The 20,469-nt window shown below is 70.5% G+C and carries 17 protein-coding genes; 10 read left to right on the plus strand and 7 right to left on the minus strand.

Annotated elements, in window-relative coordinates:
- Positions 1 to 105: 105 nt before the first annotated feature.
- The gene (locus ABD817_RS03370) at positions 106 to 531 is read right to left on the minus strand and encodes a hypothetical protein (RefSeq protein WP_344914809.1); all 426 of its coding nucleotides are present in this window, start codon (positions 529 to 531) and stop codon (positions 106 to 108) included.
- Between the two features lie 329 nt (positions 532 to 860).
- Here ABD817_RS03370 and fbaA point away from each other — a divergent pair, with 329 nt between their 5' ends.
- From fbaA to ABD817_RS03390, 4 genes are all read left to right on the plus strand, one after another.
- Positions 861 to 1,883, plus strand: coding sequence for a class II fructose-bisphosphate aldolase (gene fbaA / locus ABD817_RS03375; protein WP_344914811.1), 1,023 nt, complete (start codon positions 861 to 863; stop codon positions 1,881 to 1,883).
- Positions 1,884 to 1,984: 101 nt separating this feature from the next.
- Entirely contained in the window at positions 1,985 to 2,404 is a 420-nt protein-coding gene (locus tag ABD817_RS03380) for a DUF3151 domain-containing protein (protein WP_344914813.1), read from the plus strand.
- A gap of 307 nt (positions 2,405 to 2,711) precedes the next feature.
- Entirely contained in the window at positions 2,712 to 3,995 is a 1,284-nt protein-coding gene (locus ABD817_RS03385; RefSeq protein WP_344914815.1) for an adenylosuccinate synthase, read from the plus strand.
- 84 nt (positions 3,996 to 4,079) lie between these two features.
- Positions 4,080 to 5,006: a glycerophosphodiester phosphodiesterase family protein gene (locus ABD817_RS03390; protein ID WP_344914817.1), complete on the plus strand. Its 927-nt coding sequence runs from the start codon at positions 4,080 to 4,082 to the stop codon at positions 5,004 to 5,006.
- Between the two features lie 68 nt (positions 5,007 to 5,074).
- Here ABD817_RS03390 and corA read toward each other — a convergent pair whose 3' ends face one another.
- A complete protein-coding gene (gene corA, locus ABD817_RS03395; RefSeq protein ID WP_344914819.1) occupies positions 5,075 to 6,259 on the minus strand; it encodes a magnesium/cobalt transporter CorA in 1,185 nt (394 codons plus the stop codon).
- A 497-nt stretch (positions 6,260 to 6,756) separates the two neighbouring features.
- Here corA and purD point away from each other — a divergent pair, with 497 nt between their 5' ends.
- From purD to ABD817_RS03420, 5 genes are all read left to right on the plus strand, one after another.
- Complete coding sequence (gene purD, locus ABD817_RS03400; RefSeq protein ID WP_344914821.1) at positions 6,757 to 7,989, plus strand: phosphoribosylamine--glycine ligase; 1,233 nt, start codon at positions 6,757 to 6,759, stop codon at positions 7,987 to 7,989.
- 96 nt (positions 7,990 to 8,085) lie between these two features.
- A complete protein-coding gene (locus tag ABD817_RS03405) occupies positions 8,086 to 9,120 on the plus strand; it encodes a hypothetical protein (protein ID WP_344914823.1) in 1,035 nt (344 codons plus the stop codon).
- A gap of 298 nt (positions 9,121 to 9,418) precedes the next feature.
- A complete protein-coding gene (murA, locus tag ABD817_RS03410) occupies positions 9,419 to 10,687 on the plus strand; it encodes a UDP-N-acetylglucosamine 1-carboxyvinyltransferase (protein WP_344914825.1) in 1,269 nt (422 codons plus the stop codon).
- Positions 10,688 to 10,912: 225 nt separating this feature from the next.
- A complete protein-coding gene (locus tag ABD817_RS03415; protein WP_344914827.1) occupies positions 10,913 to 12,202 on the plus strand; it encodes a GTP cyclohydrolase IIa in 1,290 nt (429 codons plus the stop codon).
- Positions 12,203 to 12,627: 425 nt separating this feature from the next.
- Complete coding sequence (locus ABD817_RS03420) at positions 12,628 to 13,569, plus strand: EamA family transporter (RefSeq protein ID WP_344914829.1); 942 nt, start codon at positions 12,628 to 12,630, stop codon at positions 13,567 to 13,569.
- A 102-nt stretch (positions 13,570 to 13,671) separates the two neighbouring features.
- Here the strand turns inward: ABD817_RS03420 and hisC are convergent, their stop codons facing one another.
- The gene (hisC, locus tag ABD817_RS03425) at positions 13,672 to 14,733 is read right to left on the minus strand and encodes a histidinol-phosphate transaminase (protein WP_344914831.1); all 1,062 of its coding nucleotides are present in this window, start codon (positions 14,731 to 14,733) and stop codon (positions 13,672 to 13,674) included.
- Between the two features lie 80 nt (positions 14,734 to 14,813).
- On the opposite strand from hisC, the gene ABD817_RS03430 reads away from it, so the two are divergent.
- Positions 14,814 to 15,449: a Uma2 family endonuclease gene (locus ABD817_RS03430; RefSeq protein ID WP_344914833.1), complete on the plus strand. Its 636-nt coding sequence runs from the start codon at positions 14,814 to 14,816 to the stop codon at positions 15,447 to 15,449.
- A 33-nt stretch (positions 15,450 to 15,482) separates the two neighbouring features.
- Here the strand turns inward: ABD817_RS03430 and ABD817_RS03435 are convergent, their stop codons facing one another.
- From ABD817_RS03435 to ABD817_RS03450, 4 genes are all read right to left on the minus strand, one after another.
- Positions 15,483 to 16,151, minus strand: a complete 669-nt coding sequence (locus ABD817_RS03435) for an NUDIX hydrolase (RefSeq protein ID WP_344914835.1) — start codon at positions 16,149 to 16,151, stop codon at positions 15,483 to 15,485.
- Between the two features lie 19 nt (positions 16,152 to 16,170).
- Positions 16,171 to 18,003 carry a DUF4434 domain-containing protein gene (locus tag ABD817_RS03440; RefSeq protein WP_344914837.1) on the minus strand — a complete coding sequence of 611 codons (1,833 nt, stop codon included), beginning with the start codon at positions 18,001 to 18,003 and terminating at the stop codon, positions 16,171 to 16,173.
- 78 nt (positions 18,004 to 18,081) lie between these two features.
- Complete coding sequence (locus ABD817_RS03445) at positions 18,082 to 19,170, minus strand: glycosyltransferase (protein WP_344914839.1); 1,089 nt, start codon at positions 19,168 to 19,170, stop codon at positions 18,082 to 18,084.
- A gap of 19 nt (positions 19,171 to 19,189) precedes the next feature.
- Complete coding sequence (locus ABD817_RS03450; protein WP_344914841.1) at positions 19,190 to 20,455, minus strand: nucleotide sugar dehydrogenase; 1,266 nt, start codon at positions 20,453 to 20,455, stop codon at positions 19,190 to 19,192.
- Positions 20,456 to 20,469: the final 14 nt, after the last annotated feature.

Here is a 20,469-nt window from a genome sequence, read left to right on the forward strand (position 1 = left end):
CGGAGAAAGGCCCTGGTCGGAAGATTCTTCCCAGGAGGCTCTTTTCCGGAGGGGGCCCGAGCTTCCAGAGGGGTCCCGCGCAGGAGGAGAGCGGGAGAGGCGGCGCTAGTCGCGGGAGACCGTGAACTCCTGGCGCTCCCCCGCCTTGCCCGGGGAGCGGACGGCACCGTTCACCTGGACGCGGACGGCGGCGGAGTCGGCCAGGACGACGTCGACCTTGGGGTCGAATGACCGGAACCGCTCGCCGAGGGCCATCTCCCGGTCGAGAAGCACGTCACCCCCGGTGACCTTCAGGAAGACCGTGGGGCACTGCTCCCGCAGGCACTCGACGAGGACCGTCGGGACGCGTTCGGGGGTGGCGGAGGGGGCCGGTGAGGCGGCGGCGGACGACGCGGCGGCCGAGGGGGCGGACGACGGGGCCGTCTCCGCGCCGGAGCCCAGGCCGCCGACGAGCGAGAGGACTCCCAGCACGACCAGGGCGACGACCACCAGCACCGCCAGTCCGACGAGGACCAGGCGGGCGATACCCATCGGGTCAGACCTGTGGCGTCCCACAGTGTGGAGATTAGCGGTTCGTGAGGAGATTTCACGACCGACCCGGTGGATCCGGCAGGAGCAACACGCCCGGGAAGCAGGAGGAGCGCGCCCAGGAAGATCGTCCGTACCCCCTCCGGCTCGCCCCGACGACCCCGGCGTCTCCGGCCGGGGAGGGGGCGGGGATACGGTGGGAGACACACCGGCACGGACCGAAGTGGTATTGGAGCTGTCCGGCCGGGCAAAAACCCGGGATACTGGCCTACGGGCTATGTCCTCATAGCCGTGCGCCAGCTTTTCACAGCCGTCTCCAGGGAGATGACACGATGCCTATCGCTACTCCAGAGGTCTACGCCGAGATGCTCGACCGGGCTAAAGCAGGCGGTTTCGCCTACCCGGCCATCAACGTGACCTCATCACAGACCCTCAACGCGGCGCTCAGGGGGTTCGCCGAGGCGGAGAGCGACGGCATCGTCCAGGTGTCGACCGGCGGCGCCGATTTCCTCTCGGGCACCACGGTGAAGAACATGGTGACCGGCTCGGTGGCCCTGGCGGAGTACGCCCGGGTCGTCGCGGCCAACTACCCCGTGACGATCGCCCTGCACACCGACCACTGCCCCAAGGACAAGCTGGCCGGTTTCGTGCGCCCGCTGCTCGACATCTCCCTTGAGCGGGTGGCCAGGGGCGAGGACCCCCTCTTCCAGTCGCACATGTGGGACGGCTCCGCCGTGCCGCTGGACGAGAACCTGGAGATCGCCAAGGAGCTCCTCGAGAAGACCGCCCGCGCGCGGATCGTCCTCGAGGTGGAGATCGGCGTCGTCGGCGGCGAGGAGGACGGCGTCGTCGGCGAGATCAACGAGAAGCTCTACACCACCACCGAGGACGCCCTCGCGACCGCCGACGCCCTGGGCCTGGGCGAGCGGGGCCGCTACATGCTCGCCGCGACCTTCGGCAACGTGCACGGCGTCTACAAGCCGGGCCACGTCAAGCTCCGTCCGAGCGTGCTCAAGGAGATCCAGGACGCGGTCAGCGCCAAGTACGGCACGGAGAAGCCGTTCGACCTGGTCTTCCACGGCGGCTCCGGCTCGCTGCTGGAGGAGATCCACGAGGCCATCTCCTACGGCGTGGTGAAGATGAACATCGACACCGACACGCAGTACGCCTTCACCCGCCCGATCGTCGACCACATCTTCAAGAACTACGACGGTGTGCTCAAGGTCGACGGCGACGTCGGCAACAAGAAGGCGTACGACCCCCGCTCGTACGGCAAGGCCGCCGAGACCTCGATGGCGGCGCGCATCGTCGAGGCCGCCCAGCACCTGAAGTCCGCGGGCACCAAGATCTCCTAAGGCCCGGAAAGGGGCACGGAAGAGAGCGAGAGATCGGCCTCCGGAAAGACTCCGGGGGCCGATCTTGGCCTGACGCGGGTCCACCGGGTAGGACTGTCGTTATGGAATCGCACGAGAACCTCCTCGCCGGCCCGCCGCCCACCCTGCTCCCGGACCTGCCCGAGGCCCGGGAGGCACTGGAATCCGGCGCCCAAGCATCCGACGTCGCCGCGCGTTTCCCCGCGTACCCGGCCGTCTGGGCCGTGCTCGCGGACGAGTACTTCGCGGCGGGGCACGCCGTGACGTCGTACGCCTTCGCCCGCACCGGCTACCACCGCGGCCTGGACCAGCTGCGCAGGGCGGGCTGGAAGGGGCACGGCCCGATCCCCTGGGAGCACCTTCCCAACCAGGGGTTCCTGCGCTGCCTGCACGCGCTGGCCCGCGCCGCCCAGAGCATCGGGGAGAAGGAGGAGGCCGAGCGGTGCTTCCAGTTCCTGAAGGACTCCAGCGCCGAGGCGTCCGAGGAGCTGACCAGCCGCTGACCCGCCGGCGCCCGGCCACCGGTCCCGCCCCCGGCCCGTCCGGCCGAGCCACTGCTCCCGTCCCCGACCCGCCCCGCTGAGCCGCCCGGTCCCGCCCTTGGCCCGTCCGGCCAAGCCACCGGCTCCGTCCCCGACCCGCCCCGCTGAGCCGCCGATCAGCTTCCGATCCGTCTCCGGGATCTCCCACCTCGCCCTCTTTCGCGAGGTGGGAGATCCCCATTTCGGATGCGGTCGGGTATTCTCTCCACGCAAGAGCCCCTGTCGCGATTGCGCCAGGGGTTTTCGTTTTTGTGGTGGGAGACTCACGATGCCGGCTGTCGTTCTCGTTGGTGCCCAGTGGGGCGATGAGGGCAAGGGTAAGGCGACCGACCTGCTTGGAGACCAGGTCGACTACGTCGTCAGATACCAGGGAGGCAACAACGCGGGCCACACGGTCGTCATCGGCGACCAGAAGTACGCGCTGCACCTGCTGCCCACGGGAGTGCTCTCCCCGAACGTCGTCCCCGTGATCGGCAACGGTGTCGTCATCGACCCGGGCGTGCTGCTGGGCGAGATCGACGGGCTCCAGGCCCGGGGGGTCTCCTCCGAGCGGCTGCTGATCTCCGCCAACGCGCACCTGATCATGCCCCACCACAAGGCCCTCGACAAGGTCACCGAGCGCTACCTCGGCAAGGCCAGGATCGGCACGACCGGGCGCGGCATCGGCCCCGCGTACGGCGACAAGATCTACCGGATGGGCGTGCGGGTCCAGGACCTGCTGGACCCGGGCATCCTGCAGAAGAAGATCGAGGTCGCGCTGGGGGAGAAGAACCAGATCCTCACCAAGATCTACAACCGCCGGGCGATCGACGCGGGCAAGGTCCTGGAGGAGTATCTCGGCTACGCCGAGCGCCTCAAGCCGCACATCGCCGACACCTCGCTGATCCTCAACAGGGCGCTGGACGAGGACAAGGTCGTGCTGCTGGAGGGCGGGCAGGGCAACCTGCTCGACATCGACCACGGCACCTATCCGTTCGTCACCTCCTCCTCCCCGACGAGCGGCGGCGCCTGCTCGGGTTCGGGCATCCCGCCGACCCGGCTCACCCGCGTGATCGGCATCCTGAAGGCGTACACCACCCGCGTCGGCTCCGGCCCGTTCCCGACCGAGCTCGACGATGAGATGGGCGAGTGGTTGCGCACCACCGGCGGCGAGTACGGGGTGACCACCGGGCGCAACCGCCGCTGCGGCTGGTTCGACGCGGTGATCGCCCGCTACGCCACCCGGATCAACGGCGTCACCGACTACTTCCTCACCAAGCTGGACGTGCTGTCCGGCCTGGACACGATCCCCGTCTGCGTCGCCTACGAGGTCGACGGCGTCCGCCACGACGAGATCCCGATGACCCAGACCGACTTCCACCACGCCAGGCCGGTGTACGAGGAGTTCCCCGGCTGGAAGGAGGACATCACCGGTGCCAGGAGCTTCGAGGACCTGCCCGCCAACGCCCAGGCGTACGTGAAGGCCCTGGAGGAGATGAGCGGCTCCAGGATCTCGGCCGTCGGGGTCGGTCCCGGGCGTACCGAGACGCTCCAGATCCACTCGATGATCTAGTTTCTCCCGGTACGGCCCGCATCCGCGTCACCGGGGCGCGAGCCGTACCGGACGATCGGCGCGCGGGGTGGATAAGGTCCCTGTGTGCATGTCGAGATTCACGGTCATCGCGGCGCCCGCGGACTCCGTCCCGAGAACACCCTGCCCGGTTTCGCCCACGCCCTGGAGCTGGGCGTCGACGCGCTTGAGCTCGACGTCGCGCTCACGGCCGACCGGCGGCTGGTGCTCACGCACGATCTCACCGTGTCGGCGGTGACCAGCGCCGACGTCCGTCCCGCCTTCCGCGACGACCCCGTCTTCCCGTACGTGGGCCGGCCCGTCGGCGCGCTCACGCTGGCGCAGCTGCGCACGCTGGAGTGCGGGATACGGGTGCCGCGCCACCCCGGCGACCGTTTCGCCCCGACGCAGGTGCCGGTGCCGAACACCCGGATGCCGACCCTGGGCTCCGTGCTGGGGCTGATGGACGCGTACGGCGCCGACGGGGTGCGGGTGCACGTGGAGCTGAAGTCCGATCCGACCAGGCCCGACCTGAGCGCCGACCCCGCCGAGTTCACCGAGATGGTGGTCGCCGAGCTCGACCGGCACCGCAGGCTGGAGCGGGCGGCGATCCTCAGTTTCGACTGGCGCGTCCTGCGGATCGCCCGCTCGCTCATCCCCGCGACCCCGCGGTACGCCCTGATCGAGCGCGCCACCATGGACGGCGCCTGGCTCGACGGCCTCCGCCTGGAGGACTTCGGCGGCGACGTCCCGGCCGCCGCCGCCGAGGGCGGGGGCACCACGCTCTCCCCCGAGCACGTGATGGTCGACCAGGAGTTCGCCCGGCGGGCCGAGAAGGCGGGCCTGCCGCTCGCCGTGTGGACCGTGAACGAGCCGGGACGGGCCGCGGAGCTGCTCGACCTCGGGGTGGCCGCGATCGTCACCGACTATCCCGACCGGATGATCGCCCTGTGGGCCGAAAGGAGCATGCCCGTCCCCCGGCCGATCACCCCCGCGCGTCCCCTGAGCGCCTGAGCGCCCGGGAGGACGCGGGTCGCGTCAGTCACGCGCGCGTCCCCTCGGGAGCGGTGAGAGGACCGCGGTCACATCCAGCCGTTGCGGCGGAAACCCCGGTAGAGCAGCGTGCAGGCGACGACCATCACGCCGATCACCAGTGGGTAGCCGAAGACGGAGTGGAGCTCGGGCATGTGCTCGAAGTTCATGCCGTAGATGCCGGCGATCATCGTGGGGACGGCCATGATGGCGACCCACGAGGAGATCTTCCGCATGTCCTCGTTGGCGAGCGCGTTGGAGCGGGCGAGCGCCGCCTGGAGGATGGAGTTGCAGAGCTCGTTGGACGACTCGACCTGCTCGCAGACGCGGGCCAGGTGGTCGACGACGTCGCGGAAGTACTCGCGCATCTCGGAGGGGATCATCCGGCGCTGGGCCAGCGTGGACATCGGCGACTGGAGCGGCATGACGGACCGCTTCATCTCGATCATCTCGCGCTTGAGGTTGTAGATCCGGCCGATGTCGCGGGCGCTGACGTCGGCGAAGACCATGGCCTCGACGTCCTCCAGCTCGGCCTGCATGCGGTCGGCCACGCTGAGGTACCTGTCGACGACGTGGTCGGCGATCGCGTGCAGCACGCCGGTGGGGCCCCGGTTGAGGAGCTTGGGCTTGTCCTCGAGGCGTGCGCGCACCTCCGAGAGGGGGCAGTGGCTGCCGTGGCGCACGGTCACCACGAAGTCGGGGCCGACGAACACCATGAGCTCGCCGGTGCCGATGATCTCGCTGGTGGCGGTCAGCACGTCGTGGTCGATGTAGGCGACGGTCTTCAGGACCACGAACACCGAGTCGCCGTAGCGCTCGACCTTGGGCCGCTGGTGAGCCTTGACGGCGTCCTCGACGGCGAGCGGATGCAGGGCGAAGACCTCCGCGAGCCACTCGACCTCGGGGGCGTCGGGCTCGTGCAGGCCGACCCAGACGAAGGCGTTGCCCCCTCCGGAGCCTCCGCCGGAACCCTTGCCGGAGCCCCCTTCCGAGGCGGTGCCGGAGGCCGCGTCGTGGGCCGCGTTGTGAGCACGGACGAGCTCCAGGGCGTCGGGGATGCCCAGGGCGTCGATCTTCTTGCCGCCGACGTAGGCGGCGTACTCGACGAGCGAGTCGCTCGGCGGGACGCAGACGCCGGTCATCCGCTCACGGAGCGAGACGGCGGACGTGGACGTGTGCGCGGCACGGATCGTCCGGGTGTGCTTGATACGGGGAAAAAGAAGCGAGGAGCGCATGGCGAGCCTTTCCCGCCCAACCTGGCGGGATCCACACGCGATGCGATGTCACCCCCGGTGAAGGAGGTGACGCGTGCGGCGCCGGTCGGGCACCGAGATGGGGTGGTCGAGGGTGCGCACAGCAGGCGTGCGCGAGCACGTACTGCTGGGATCGCCAGAGGACATCCCGAACCACCTCCAATCAGCAAGAGACACGCAAAGCCACCCAAAAGCTAACACGATTGAGGGGATGCCTCTCAGTTTACTCCCAGGTTCAACTGTTGATCATGCACAACCAGACAAAATTCACACGGCCTTTACAGCACCTTCCCCGCCGGCAGGCCTTCGAGGTTGTCCACAGCCTGTGGACAACCTCGCGGGAATCGGGATTCCGGCCCGGGACCGGGACCGGGTAAAGCATGGCGGACGCGAGCCCGGGAAGCCGTCTGAGCCGCGAGACCCGGGGGTGGCGGGCGCGGGCCCGAGGGGGACGCCGGGGGGACGATAGGCTCTGACGAGTGCGCGTTCTTGTGATTGGATCCGGCGGGCGTGAGCATGCCCTGTGCCGGTCGCTGGCGGCGGACCCCCAGGTCACCGAGGTTCACTGTGCTCCCGGAAACGCGGGTGTCGCGCGGGTCGCGACCCTGCACCCGGTGGCGCCCACCGACCCGGCCTCGGTCACCGAGCTGGCCGGGAGACTCGGGGCCGACCTGGTCGTGATCGGCCCGGAGGCGCCCCTGGTCGCCGGGGTCGCCGACGCCGTCAGGGAGGCGGGGATCCCGTGCTTCGGGCCCTCGCGGCAGGCGGCGCTGATCGAGGGCTCCAAGGCCTTCGCCAAGGACGTCATGGTCGCGGCGGGCGTTCCCACCGGGCGGTCGCGCACCTGCGTCACGCCCGAGGAGGCCGCCGCCGCGCTCGACGAGTTCGGCACGCCGTACGTGGTCAAGGACGACGGCCTCGCCGCCGGCAAGGGCGTGGTGGTCACCGGCGACCGCGACGAGGCGCTCCGGCACGCCGCCGCCTGCGGGCGGGTCGTCATCGAGGAGTTCCTCGACGGCCCCGAGGTGTCGCTGTTCGCGCTCTGCGACGGTTCCACCGCCGTGCCGCTCCAGCCCGCCCAGGACCACAAGCGCGCCTACGACGACGACCAGGGCCCCAACACCGGCGGGATGGGCGCCTACACACCGCTGCCGTGGGCGCCGGACGACCTCGCCGACCAGGTGATGGCCGAGACCGTCATGCCGACCGTGACCGAGCTGGCCAGGCGCGGCACACCGTACACGGGGGTGCTGTACGTGGGGCTCGCCCTCACGTCCAAGGGCCCGAAGGTGATCGAGTTCAACGCGAGGTTCGGCGACCCGGAGACCCAGGTCGTGCTGGACCGGCTGGAGACGCCCCTCGCGGCCCTGCTGCTCGCCTGCGCGAACGGGACGCTCGACCGGTTCGGGCCGCTCACCTACCGCGACGGCGCCGCGGTGACCGTGGTGATCGCCGCGGAGAACTACCCGGCCGAGCCGGTGAGGGGCGACGTGATCGAGGGGCTGTCCGACCCGGTCGAGGACGCCTACGTGCTGCACTCGGGCACCGCCCTCGACGGCGACCGGATCGTCTCCAACGGGGGCCGGGTGCTCAGCGTGGTCGGCACGGGGCCCGACGTCCCCTCGGCGCGAGCGGCGGCCTACGAGGCCGTGGAGCGCATCCGGATGCGCGGCTCGCACCACCGCACCGACATCGCGGGCCGAGGCGCCTGACCCCGGCTTTCCGGGAGGCGTAGCGCTTGATCGGCATGTCGCGATAAGCCTGGGGCAGTCATGTGCCCGTCCCAGGCCGCTCCCCCCGGAGGAACGATGTCGCTTGACCCCGCGATCCCCCCAGAGCGGATCGGCGACACCGGCGTGCTGCGCTGGCCCGGCACCTGGCGGGTGTACGTGGCCACCCGGAGCGAGGAGATCAGGGCCGACGCCGAACGGGCCCTCACGATGCGCGACGAGGCGGGCCAGCTGGTCTCGGTGGGCGAGGGCATCGGCACGCACCTGGCCCGCGCGGAGACGTACGCGCGCAGCAGGCACGGCGTGCGGCGCTGGCTGACCGGCCAGGCCATCGAGGGCGCCTGGTCCAACATCAACAGCGCGACCGTGATGCTGTACGGCGTGCTGCCGACGGCGGAATTGTGCGGGCGGGCTCCGGAGGTGGCGGCGATCGGCCGGGCCTACCTGCCCGGCGACGACCCCCGGCTGGTCCACCTCCAGGCCAGGCTGGCCGCGGGGGACCTGGCGGAGGACGACCGGCCGCTGATGCAGTCGGTGCTGCGGGCGGCGTACACCGCGCAGGCGATGGAGACCGGGCGGGTCCGCAGCTTCCGCAACCTGCTGCTCGGCGGGGTGGTCATGCTGAGCCTGATCGTGCTGGGCGTGGTGGTCATCGGCGCGATCTGGCCGAACGCCATCCCGATGTGCGGCAACCAGTCGGTGATCCGCACCCAGGGGCTGATGCCCGCCCAGATCTGCCCGACGGGCGGCCTGCAGCCCGGCCACGGCGACGTCCCGCTCGTCGCCCTGATCGGCATGCTGGGCGCGGCGCTGGCCACCGCGGCCTCGCTGTCGACCCGCTCGGAGCTGTCCACCCGCTACTCGCTCGCGGTCGTCCAGAACCTCCTCAAGGCGCCCGCGGGGGTGGCCACCTCGGTGCTCGGGCTGCTCATCCTGAACTCGGGCTTCGTGCCCGGCTTCGCGGGCCTCGGCTCGCAGCCCGCGATCCTGGTCTGGGCGATGGCGTTCGGGTACGGCCAGCAGGTCGTCACCCGCTTCGTCGACCAGCGGGCCGACACCCTCCTGTCGGCCGCCTCCCCCCTCACCACCGCGGGCGGCGCGAAGCACAGGTAGCGTCCGTGACGCCGCCTCCGTGTCCCACGGCCGGCCATGAGATCATCTTCCGTACGACCCGGCCGTGAGCGGTGCCGGGACACCTGGCCGAGGGGGCGCGGAGACACCGGGGAACACGGGCCGGGCGGGCTGTCGTCGCCCGCCGCCGCGAAGGCCGACGATTACCGGCCATCCGAGGGGTAGTTCCCCCCTGAAGTGGCCGGTTCAGGGGCATCTAACGACTACTGTTGGCCCGATAAACCTCGGCTGCCGCCCCGCGCCACACGAATCACCCGAATCACTTCAAGGAGCATGACGCATGGTCCGTTACCGCGTGCGCGGTGGCAACCCACTTCGTGGAACCGCCTTCATCCAGGGTGCCAAGAACGCCGTGCTGCCCATGATCGGCGCCGCACTGCTGGCGGCCAGAGGCCGTACGGTCCTGCGCAACGTCCCGATCATCGAGGACGTCCGCCGCGCGGTCGAGCTGGCCCAGACGGTCGGCGCCACGGTCGAGCTCCACGAGGCGGAGCGCACGCTGGTGATCGACGCCTCGACGCTCAGCAGCCCGGTCCTGCCCGCCGAGATCGCCCGCCGCTTCCGCGGTTCGGTGCTGTTCGTGCCCGCCCTGCTGCACCGCCTCGGTGAGGCGATCATCGAGGGCGTGGGCGGCTGCAACCTGGGCAGCCGCAACCTCGACTTCCACTACCTGGGCTACAAGCGCCTGGGCGCGATCGTGGACGAGGGCGACTCGGTCATCCACGTCAAGTCGGCGGGTCTCACCGGCGCCACCCTGTACCTGGACACCCCCTCGCACACCGGCACCGAGAACCTGATCATGGCCGCCGCCCTCGGGCGCGGCACCACCGTGATCGAGAACGCGGCGCTGGAGCCCGAGGTCCTCGACGTGATCGAGATGCTGACCCGGATGGGCGCGAAGATCAGCGGCGGCGGCACGGGGTTCATCACCGTGGAGGGCGTGGAGGAGCTCCAGGCCGTCGAGCACACCGTGATGCCGGACCGCCTCGACGCGGGCGTGTTCGCCATGGCCGCCGCCGTCACCGGCGGCGAGGTCAACCTGGTCGGCGCCGACCTGGACCACCTCGGCGTGGTCCGCTACAAGCTGGAGCAGATGGGGGTGGAGTTCGCCGACCACGGCGCGGTGCTCCACGTGCGCAGGGACCGCCCGCTGCGCCCGATCAACGTGATCACCGACACCTACCCCGGCTTCGCCACGGACCTGCAGTCGCCGATCATGACGGTCGCGTGCCTCGCCGACGGTGCCAGTTACATTCATGAACGCATCTTCGACGGGCGTTTCGCTCTGGCCTCAGAACTGAACAAGATGGGCGCCGATATTGAAGTGAAAGAGAACAGCGCTGTCGTTCGCGGCGCTACTCCGCTCACCGGGACAGAGGTGACCGCCCACGATCTGCGCTCGGGAATCGCGCTCGTGCTCGCGGGTCTGGCCGCCGAGGGGGAGACCGTGATCGGATCGGGATATCTCATCGACCGCGGGCACTCTTATCTGGCCGAGCGTATGCAGGCGCTGGGGGCCGACGTGCGGCGAGAGATTTCAGCTTCATAATCAGCGGGTTTGAGACGCTCAAAAACCGCTCTGACCTGTGTAAACGATGCCAGTCATGGCTTTAACCCGGAAGTGGCTTCCGGAATTGGCCGCAAATCGGGCGTGACATTACGGCCCTCGCAAGCGATCGTTCCAAAAGAGAGCCGAAAACAAACGGACGGCATGATGGGACGAACATTGGTCGAGCGGGCCGAAGAAGCGCCACGAGTGTCACGCCCGGGTGCCATGACACCGGACCTCACTATCGGTGTGGTGGGCCCCCATGACCTCGTCGAACGGGTGATGTTGATGGGGCATGCGGCCGCCCCGTTACCCTGCCGCCTGGTGGCGGCGGCATACCGCGACGAGCAGGAGGCCGCCGACAAGGTCACCCGCCTGGGAGCCGGGGTGGACGCGTGCCTGTTCGCCAGCCCGGTCCCCTACGATCTGGCCCGGCGATCGGGGGTGCTGACGATGCCCGCGACGTATGTCCAGCTCGGCGGCGCCGCGCTGATCGCCGCGCTGGCGAGGGCCGCGCTGGACGAACGGATAGACCCGCGCAGGGTCAGCATCGACGTCCTGGGCAGGGCGGAGGTCGAGGAGGCGTACAACGATCTGAGCCTTCCCTCGGGGGATGTGCAGAGCCGCGACGAACCGGGCGCCACCGGGACGATCGCGGCCTTCCACGAACGCCTCGCCCGCCAGGGCAGCACGAGCGGGGCGCTCACCTGTCTGCCCGCGGTCGCCGACCGCCTTCAGACGGCAGGGGTGCCCGTGGTCAGGATCCGCCCCACCTCCGCCGCGGTGCGCACGGCGCTGCACACGGCGGCCCTGCTGGGCGCGCACCACCGGCTGGAGGAGTCGCAGCTCACCGTGGTCCTGGTGGAGGTGCCCACGCTGCGCGAGCCGGTTCGCCGGGCCGCGCCACGTTACTGGCGCGACGAGCTCCGGCTGTCCCTGCACCGGTTGCTGGTGCAGGAGGCCAACCGGATCAACGCGTCGGTCACCACGGTCGACGACCACAGCTACATGGTCACCGCGACCCGCGGCTCGGTGGCCGCGGCCACCGAGGGCTTCCGGGTCCTGCCGTTCGCCGCGCGGGTCCGCGACGAGCTGGGCCTGGCGGTCGAGGTGGGCGTCGGCATGGGCCGTACCACCCACGACGCCGAGTCGCACGCCAGGGCCGCGCTGGCGCGCACCCAGGCGGGCAAGCAGGCCCAGGGCTTCGCGGTCGACCGCGAGGGCAGGGCGCTCATCCCGGCCCCCAGGATGCCCCCTCAGGGCGCCGGACCGCTGAAGCCGAAGGGTGTGGAGGTCCTGGCCCGGCTGGCGGCCAAACTGGAGGGTGGGGACACGGTGGTGGACGCGGAGGGCGCGGGCAAGATGCTCGGCGTCACCCCGCGTACGGCACGGCGGTTGCTGCGCACGCTGGTAGACGAGGGACTCGCGTGGCCGCTCCCGCCGAACCGGACGCCGCAGCCTGGGCGTCCCCGGCAGCTGTACCGGCTGATCGTGGAGAAGCTCGGCGCCCGCTGAGCCCTCTCGACGCCTCGGCCGACCTGGAGGCTTCCGCCGCACCCGGGCGGCGGAACCTCCCAGGTCACGGCACGCCGATCCCGGCGTGGCGTGACCTGACGGCGCCCGGCGCGCCCGTCGTGGCGTGTTCACCGCTGCCTGTTCACCACGGCCCGTTCGTCCGGGCGTGTTCACTGCGGTTTGTTCATTCCGGCCTGCTTGTTTTGGCCTGTTCACAGCATCCTGTTCATTCCGGCCCGGTCATTACGGTCCCCCGCCCCGATGCGGCGAGGCCCCCGGGCCGCGATCCCCGCGGCGCGATCCGCCGGAAGCGGTGCCAACGCGATGTCATGGGGCACCCTCCCGATCCATGCTTCGCCGCGCCACGTCTCAGGGTCCGAAACCCGCGAGCGAAATGTCGGTTTCAACCGCTATTGTCATGAGCTATGCGCCAAGACAGTACTGACAGCCGCAAGGCGCTCCTCGTCTGGGGGGCGCTGGCGATCGTGTACGTGGTGTGGGGTTCCACGTACCTGGCGATCATGATTACGATCGAGACGATCCCGCCGCTGCTCAGCGGGGCTGTCCGCTTCGTCACGGCCGCGCTCGTCCTGGGCGTCGCGGTGTACCTGCTGAAGGGACGGAGCGCCTTCCGGATGACCTGGAAGGAGGCGGGCGGGGCGGCCCTGGTCGGCCTGCTGCTGCTGAACGGCGGCAACGGCATGGTCGCCGTGGCCGAACAGCACATCTCCAGCGGCCTGGCGGCACTGCTGGTGGCCTCCACACCGCTGTGGCTGGTCGTCTTCAGGATCCTGTTCAGGGACCGGCCACGGGCGCTGACACTCGTGGGGGTGCTCATCGGGTTCGGCGGCGTGGCGGTGCTGTCGCTGAGCGGCGGAAGCGAGGTGGCCGACGGCTCCGGAGTCGTGACCATCCTGCTGGCGTCGCTGTCGTGGGCGGCCGGATCGTTCCTGGCGTCCCGCATCCCGATGCCCGCGAACCCCTTCTCCGCGAGCGCCGTGGAGATGGCGGCGGGCGGCGCCGGGCTCGCCGTGACCGCCGCCGTGATGGGCGAGCGCCTCGACGTCGCCACCGTCTCCACGCGGTCGTGGACCGCGCTGGTCTACCTGATCCTGATCGGGTCGCTGGTCGGCTTCACCGCGTACGCGTGGCTGCTCGGCAACGCCCCGATCTCGCTGGTGTCCACCTACGCCTACGTCAACCCGGTCGTGGCCGTCGTGCTGGGCGCCCTCGTGCTGAGCGAGCCGGTCACCGGTTCGATGGTCGCGGCCGGTGTGGTGATCGTCGTCGGTGTGGCCCTGGTGGTCTCCACGGAACGGCGCCGGAAGCCGGAGCCCGTACCGGAGCCGGAACCCGCGCCCGCGTAGGCCACGGGCACCCGGCGTCGGTGCGAGCCCGGCGGACGGCGTCCCGGGCTCCCGCCGCGAAGCCCGCCGAGAGAGATCGCGGGGCGCGGCGGGACGGCCGGGTCAGGCGCTCCCGAAGGCCGCAGCGGCGGCCAGGAAGGTGTCGTTGGCCTCGGGGTCGCCGACGGAGACCCGGGCGCCCTCCCCGGCGAAGGGCCGCACCGCGACGCCCTCGGTCGCGCACGACGCGGCGAATTCGAGCGTGCGCTCGCCCAGCCGCAGCCAGACGAAGTTCGCCTCGCTCACCGGCACCTCCCAGCCCTGGCGGATCAGCGCCTCGCGGACCCGCTCGCGCTCCTTGACCACGGCGTCGACCCGCTCCATCAGCTCGTCCTCGGCGGCGAGCGAGGCGATCGCGGCGGCCTGGGCGAGGTGGTTGACCGCGAACGGCACGATCGTCTTGCGGACGGCGGTCGCCACCGGCTCGTTGGCGATCATGTAGCCCACCCGGAGCCCGGCCAGGCCGTACGCCTTGGAGAAGGTGCGCAGCACGGCCACGTTCGGCCGGTCGCCGTAGACGGTGAGCCCGTCGGTGACCCCGGCGTCCCTGACGTACTCGCGGTAGGCCTCGTCGAGCACGACGAGCACGTTCTCCGGCACCCGGTCGAGGAAGGCCGCGAGCTCGGCGGCGTGGACGACCGTGCCGGTGGGGTTGTTCGGGTTGCAGACGAAGATCATCCGGGTGTGCGGGGTGATCGCGTCGGCCATGGCCTCCAGGTGGTGCGTCTCGCCCAGGAGCGGGACCCGCACCGAGGTCGCCCCGGCCAGGTCGGCCAGGAGCGGGTACGCCTCGAAGGACCGCCACGCGTAGATCACTTCGGCGCCCGGCTCGCTCACGGTCTCGAAGAGCTGCTGGGCCACCGTCACCGAGCCCGCGCCGAGCGCGATGTGCTCGGCCGGGACGCCGTATCTCCCGGCGATCGCCTCGGTCAGCTCCGTGGCCGCCGGATCGGGATAGCGGTGCATCTGGGCCGCGGCCCTGGCGACCGCCTCGACGACCGAGGGCAGCGGCTCGTAGGGGGATTCGTTCGAGGAGAGCTTGTAGGACCGGCCGTCGGCGGACACCACGGCCTTGCCCGCCCGGTAGGCGGGCATCGTGTCCAGGATCGCGCGGAAACGAGGCATGGTCTTACTTTATGAGCAGCGAGCGGGTAGGGCATCCTGTAACACTGGAGGTGAGAGGCGTGCCCGACCGGGAGGACGACATGAGCATCGCACCGCTGGCCGAGACGCCGAGCGCCGGGGCAGGCGAGACGGGGTCACCCGAGCTGGAGCCGTTGCCCAGTTGGGTGTTCCCTCCCAAAGAGGGCTTCTCGGCCGAGGACCTCGACCGGCTTCGAGGGATCCCTCCTCACACGGAACTCATCGATGGCACTCTCGTCTTCGTAAGCCCCCAGACCCGTTTTCACGCTCTCGTGTTGTTCCTCCTGCACAAAGAGCTTGATCAGGCGGCACCGGCCCATCTCCGGGTGGAGCGGGAGATGACGGTGAAGCTGGGGCGACGTCAACGACCGGAGCCGGACCTGGTGCTCCTTCACGCGCACGCGCCCTCCGACCTGACGCGGACCTTCTACGAGGCGGCGGACGTGCTGCTCGCTGTCGAGGTCGTCTCCGCCGAGTCGGAGACCCGCGACCGGGAACGCAAGCCGGTCCTGTACGCCCAGGCGGGCATCGAGCACTTCTGGCGGATCGAGGAGAAGGACGGCCGCCCGGTCGTCTACGTCTACGAGCTGGACCCGGCCACCATGACCTACGCGCTCATGGGGATCCACCACGACCGGCTGAAGATCAGCGTTCCGTTCGACGTCGACGTCGACCTGACGGAGATCGACGACCTCTGATCGGGAGGGAATCCCACGACGGCCCGTCCCCGGCTACTCCTTGAGGGAGCGGAGCATCGGGGGGTGCAGCGCCACGGCGGGGCCTCGGCGGTAGAGCTTGGCGGGGCGGCCGCCGTCGCGGGTGGTGGTCCCGCCGGTGGGCACCAGGAAACCCTCGGCCTTGGTGACCTTGCGGTGGAAGTTTCGCGGGTCGAGGGCGCGCCCCCAGACGATCTCGTAGACCCGGCGCAGCTCGGCGACGGTGAACTCCGGCGGGCAGAAGGCCGCGCCCAGCGGGGTGTACTCCAGCTTGGCGCGGGCCCGCTCGATCCCGTCGACCATGATGCGCCGGTGGTCGAAGGCCATCTCGCCCAGCAGCGAGGAGACCGGCTGCCAGCTCATGTGCACCTCGGTGGAGGTCGGCAGGTGCGGGGCGAGACCGAGGTAGGCCACGCTCAGCACGCGCTGGCGCGGGTCGCGGTCGGGGTAGCCGTAGGTCCGGAGCTGCTCCAGGTGCACGGGGGCGCCCGGCAGGCCGGCCCGTTCGGCGAGGACCCGGGCCGCGGCCGCGGGCAGGTCCTCGTCGAGCTGGATGAAACCGCCTGACAGGGCCCAGCGTCCCTCGTACGGCGGATTGTCGCGCCGCCAGACGAGCGCGCTCAGCGCCTGGCGGCGCACCGTGAGGACGACAAGGTCCACGCTGACGGGAATGCGCGGCACCATGGCAGGCACGTTACACCGGTCAGACCCGCACGCGGACGTGCAGCGTCTCGGTGGCGGCGCGTCCGTCGGCCGCCGCGACCGAGACCTGGATCCAGGTGTCCTCCGGCACCTTGGTCCAGTCGAACGGGATCCACGCCGTCCCCATCCGCACCGGCAGGTCCGGTGGCGGTTCGGTGAGGTTCACCCCGGCCACGTCGACGACGCGGGGCTCCTCCTGACCCTCCCAGGTGATCGTCACCTTGGAGCCCATCGGGATGTTGTAGCCGCGGATCTCCATGCCGTCCTGGATGTCGCGCTGCATGCGGATCGCGTCGGCCGCGATGGGCCGGTTGTAGTCGCGGGCGATCTCCTCGGCGAGGGACGGGGAGCCGCAGGTGTAGAAGTCGCTCCACATGTAGGAGACGACCTTGGAGACGTAGCGCCCGACCTGCGCCACAGCCGTGTCGAGCCGCTCCTTGTCGGTGCGCCCCCGGTCGGAGCCCGCGGCGCACCGCTCCTCGCCGGACGGCTCGAAGGCCTCGACGTTCGCCCAGAGCTGCACGTTGAAGCCCTGCTCGACCATCCTGGTCCTGGCGAGGGACATCTCGCGGTAGTAGTCGCGGGTCGAGCCGTGGTACGCGTCGCCGTTGGTCTCCTCCTCGACGACCGGGCGCAGCCGCTCGTCGATCTCGTCCTCGCGCTGGTCGGCCCAGAACAGCCCGACCTTGCCCGTACCCCGGCTGTCCTGCGGGGCGATGATCCCGACGCCGGTCCTGGCGAGAGCCTCGAAGCCCTTGGCGACCTGCTTGGGGGTGGCGCTGAACGGCCGCTGCTTGCGGGCGTCGAGGTAGGGGCTGACGAGGACGGGCCTGCCGGGCATCTCCTGCTCGACGATCTCGTGCTGCGAGGCGTAGACCCTGAGCGTCGGGTGGTCGTCGTCGGAGTCGCCGAGATACTCCATCTCGCGCATCTGCAGCTCGAACGGCTGGTAGAAGCCGCCGAGCGAGGTGCGGTCCTGGAAGCGCGCCCCGTAGTCCTGCATGATCCGCCGAGTGAGCGTGGTGAGCGTGTCCGTGCCCTGCTTGGCGGCCCGGGTCTTCTGCGCCGGGTCGCGGGGGGCGAGCGGCAGCGCGGGGTAGACCTTCACCCCGAACCGGTCGCCGAGATCGAGCAGCTCGGTGAGGCTGTCCTCGTGCGCGGCCGCGACCAGGATCACGTGGTAGCCGCGCCCCTTGGTCCGGATGTTCGAGCAGCTCGGGTCGTCGGTGCCGTTGTCGGTGGCGACGATCCGGTAGAAGACGGTCTTCTCCGTGACGATCTTCCGCTCGAACTCGGGGCAGCGGAACAGGCCGGGGCCGAACGCCTCGTCGGTCCGGTAGACGAACGTCCAGCTCACCCGGTTGCCGGGGTTGGCGGCCTTGAGGTCGTTCTCCGCCGCGAGCGCGCACGGGACCCCGTCCTCCTCGCACGGCTCGTAGCGGGCGTCGACGTTCCCCTCGCCGTCGAGGATCCGGCCGTCGTCGTCGAGGCTGCGGGCCTGAAGGCCCCAGCCGATCCGGATCACCGTGTCGCCGCCCACCTCGTGGATGGCGCCGAACTGCCGCCGCCAGGTGCAGTGGTCGGTGGTCGGGACGAGCCAGTAGCCGGTGATCGCGTACGGCCAGCGCATCGTGGTGTCGAACGTTCCACACGGGTCGGTGAACTCGGCCACCTCCGGCACCGGCACCGAGGGGGTTCCGGACGAGGTGGAGGGCGATGTCGCGAGCGACGAGCCTCCCGCCGTCGGGGAGTCGTTCCCGGCGGACGTGGTCATCACGAACGCCGCCACACTCGCGAGGATCACCACGCCCAGGAAAGCGATGAGCCAGCGCACGTTCAGGACACTACCGTTCTTGTGATCAGGCAGACATAAGGAGCCTGGCGGACACCGCGAGCCCCTCCGTACCGGAGATCAGCTCTTGACGCCCGCCCACGCCTCCAGCTGGGCGACGAAACGGCGGGCCGAGTTGGGCCAGTGGTGGTTCGCACGGGCCGCCGCATACCCTCGGGCGCCCCGGGCATACCGCTCCCTGGCGTCGTCTCGCAGGAAGAGCACGGCCTGGGCCACGGCCTTGGGATCCCGCCAGGGCACGACCATGCCGCTGTCGTAGCGTTCGACCAGCTCCACCGCCCGGGGCGAGGGAGTGGTGATCACCGGGATGCCGTGCGCCATGTACTCCACGATCTTCGTGGGCATGGAGTGCCGGTAGTTGGGCTCGTCGTGCAGCAGGGAGAGCCCGGCCAGCGCGCCGTCGAGCCGCTTGAGCGCCTCGTCGTTCGGCATGAAGTCGCGCCACTCCAGCACGCCCTCGGCCACCGCCTCGTTCAGCGTCGGCCGCGACTGCGGGTCGGCGTAGCCGATCAGCTCGACCGCCACCCGGTACGGCTGGAGCAGCCGGGCCACCTCGATGGCCTCGCGCACCCCGCGCGCCCCCGACAGCCAGCCGAGGTAGACGACGCGGTCGTCGCCCGGCGGGGTCACCTCGTCGGGCACCCAGGTCTCGTTGGGCACCACCAGGTGGGCCTGGCGGAACCTTCCGGCGTACGCGGTCTCGGCCAGCAGCAGATGCAGGTGCCGCTCGGCCGTGCCTTCGAGCAGGCGGGCCAGGAACCGCACCGGCGGGCGCAGGAAGGCGGGCAGCCAGGGCTTCAGCGACAGCGTCGCCGGGGTGTCCTCGTGGACGTCCCAGACGACCGGGGGCCGCTTGCGCACCCCCACCACCGCGAGCAGCAGCTCCGGGTCGTGGATGACCACGAGGTCGACCTGACTCCGCATGCGCTTGAACACCTTGCGCGCGGCGCGCACCGCGGCGAACCGCTTGCGCTCCGCGGCGCGGGGGAGGTCGACGCCGTTCACCCAGGAGCGGGCCATCACGCCCCGCGCCGTGTACGGGGCCGCGTACGTGACCTCATGACCGGCGTCCACGAGCGCGCGGATCTGCCGGTGCAGGATCCGGGCGTCCTCGGGGTGATGCACCACCGTCATGACGAGCACGTGCACTGCGCGCAGCCCTCCGTCGCTAGAGCCGCTCGACGCGTTCACCCTCGGCGAGCACGCCTCGGGTGTCGAGCACGAGCTTGCCTTGGTCCTCGACAATCGACAGGTCGAAGGCGGCGTGCTGCTGCAGCAGCAGCGTCACGTCGGCTTCGGCCACTCCCTTGGCGAGGTCTTCCTCACGCGGCACGTCGACGTCGTCGACCCGCCACTCCTTGACGTACGGGTCGGCGAAGACGAGCTCCGCGCCCAGATCCAGCAGCGCCCGCGCGACCGGCAGGGCCGGGGTCTCGCGCTCGTCGGCGATGTCGGGCTTGTACGTGACACCGAGCAGCAGCACCCTGGAGCCGTTGACGGGCTTCCGCTGCCGGTTGAGCAGGCGCTGCACGCGGGCCACCACGTACGACGGCATCCGCTCGTTGATCTCCTGGGCCAGCTCGACGAAGCGGAACGGGTAGCCCAGCTTGCGCACCGTGTAGGAGAGGTAGGACGGGTCGACGGGGATGCAGTGCCCGCCGACGCCGGGTCCGGGCAGGAACTTCTGGAACCCGAACGGCTTGGTGGCCGCGGCCTCGATCGACTCCCAGAGGTCGACACCGAGCTCGTCGCAGAAGATCGCCATCTCGTTGACGAGGGCGATGTTGACGTGGCGGTAGGTGTTCTCCAGGAGCTTGGCCATCTCGGCCTCGCGGGTGCCGCTCACCGGCACGACCTGCTCGATGAACTGGGAGTAGAACCCGACCGCGCGGTCCTTGCAGGCCGGGGTGTAACCGCCGACGACCTTCGGGGTGTTGCGCAGGCCGTACTTGGGGTTGCCCGGGTCGATGCGCTCGGGCGAGAAGGCGAGGTGGAAGTCGGTGCCCGCGGTGAGGCCCGAGCCCTTCTCCAGGATGGGCCGGGCGACCTCGTCGGTGGTGCCGGGCCAGGTGGTGGACTCCAGGACCACCAGCGTGCCGGCGCGCAGGTTGCGGGCGACGGTGCCGGTGGCACCCTCGACCGCCGACAGGTCGGGGCGGTGGTCCTCGTCCAGCGGGGTCGGCACGCAGATGACGACGGTCCGGCTGTCGGCCAGGACGGATTCGTCCAGCGTGGCGGTGAAGCCCCCCGCCAGCATGTGCTCAAGGTCGGCGTCGGTCAGGTCGTCGATGTAGGAGGTGCCCGCGTTGAGGGACTCGACCTTCACCGGGTCGACCTCGAAACCGACGACCCGCAGACCGGCCGCCGTGGCCTCCTTGGCCAGGGGCATGCCGACGTAGCCCAGACCGATGATGGCCAGGTCGTAGGCAGTCACTGGATGACCTTGGA

The organism is Streptosporangium oxazolinicum (genome assembly GCF_039537505.1).
GTDB classification, from domain to species: Bacteria; Actinomycetota; Actinomycetes; order Streptosporangiales; family Streptosporangiaceae; genus Streptosporangium; species Streptosporangium oxazolinicum.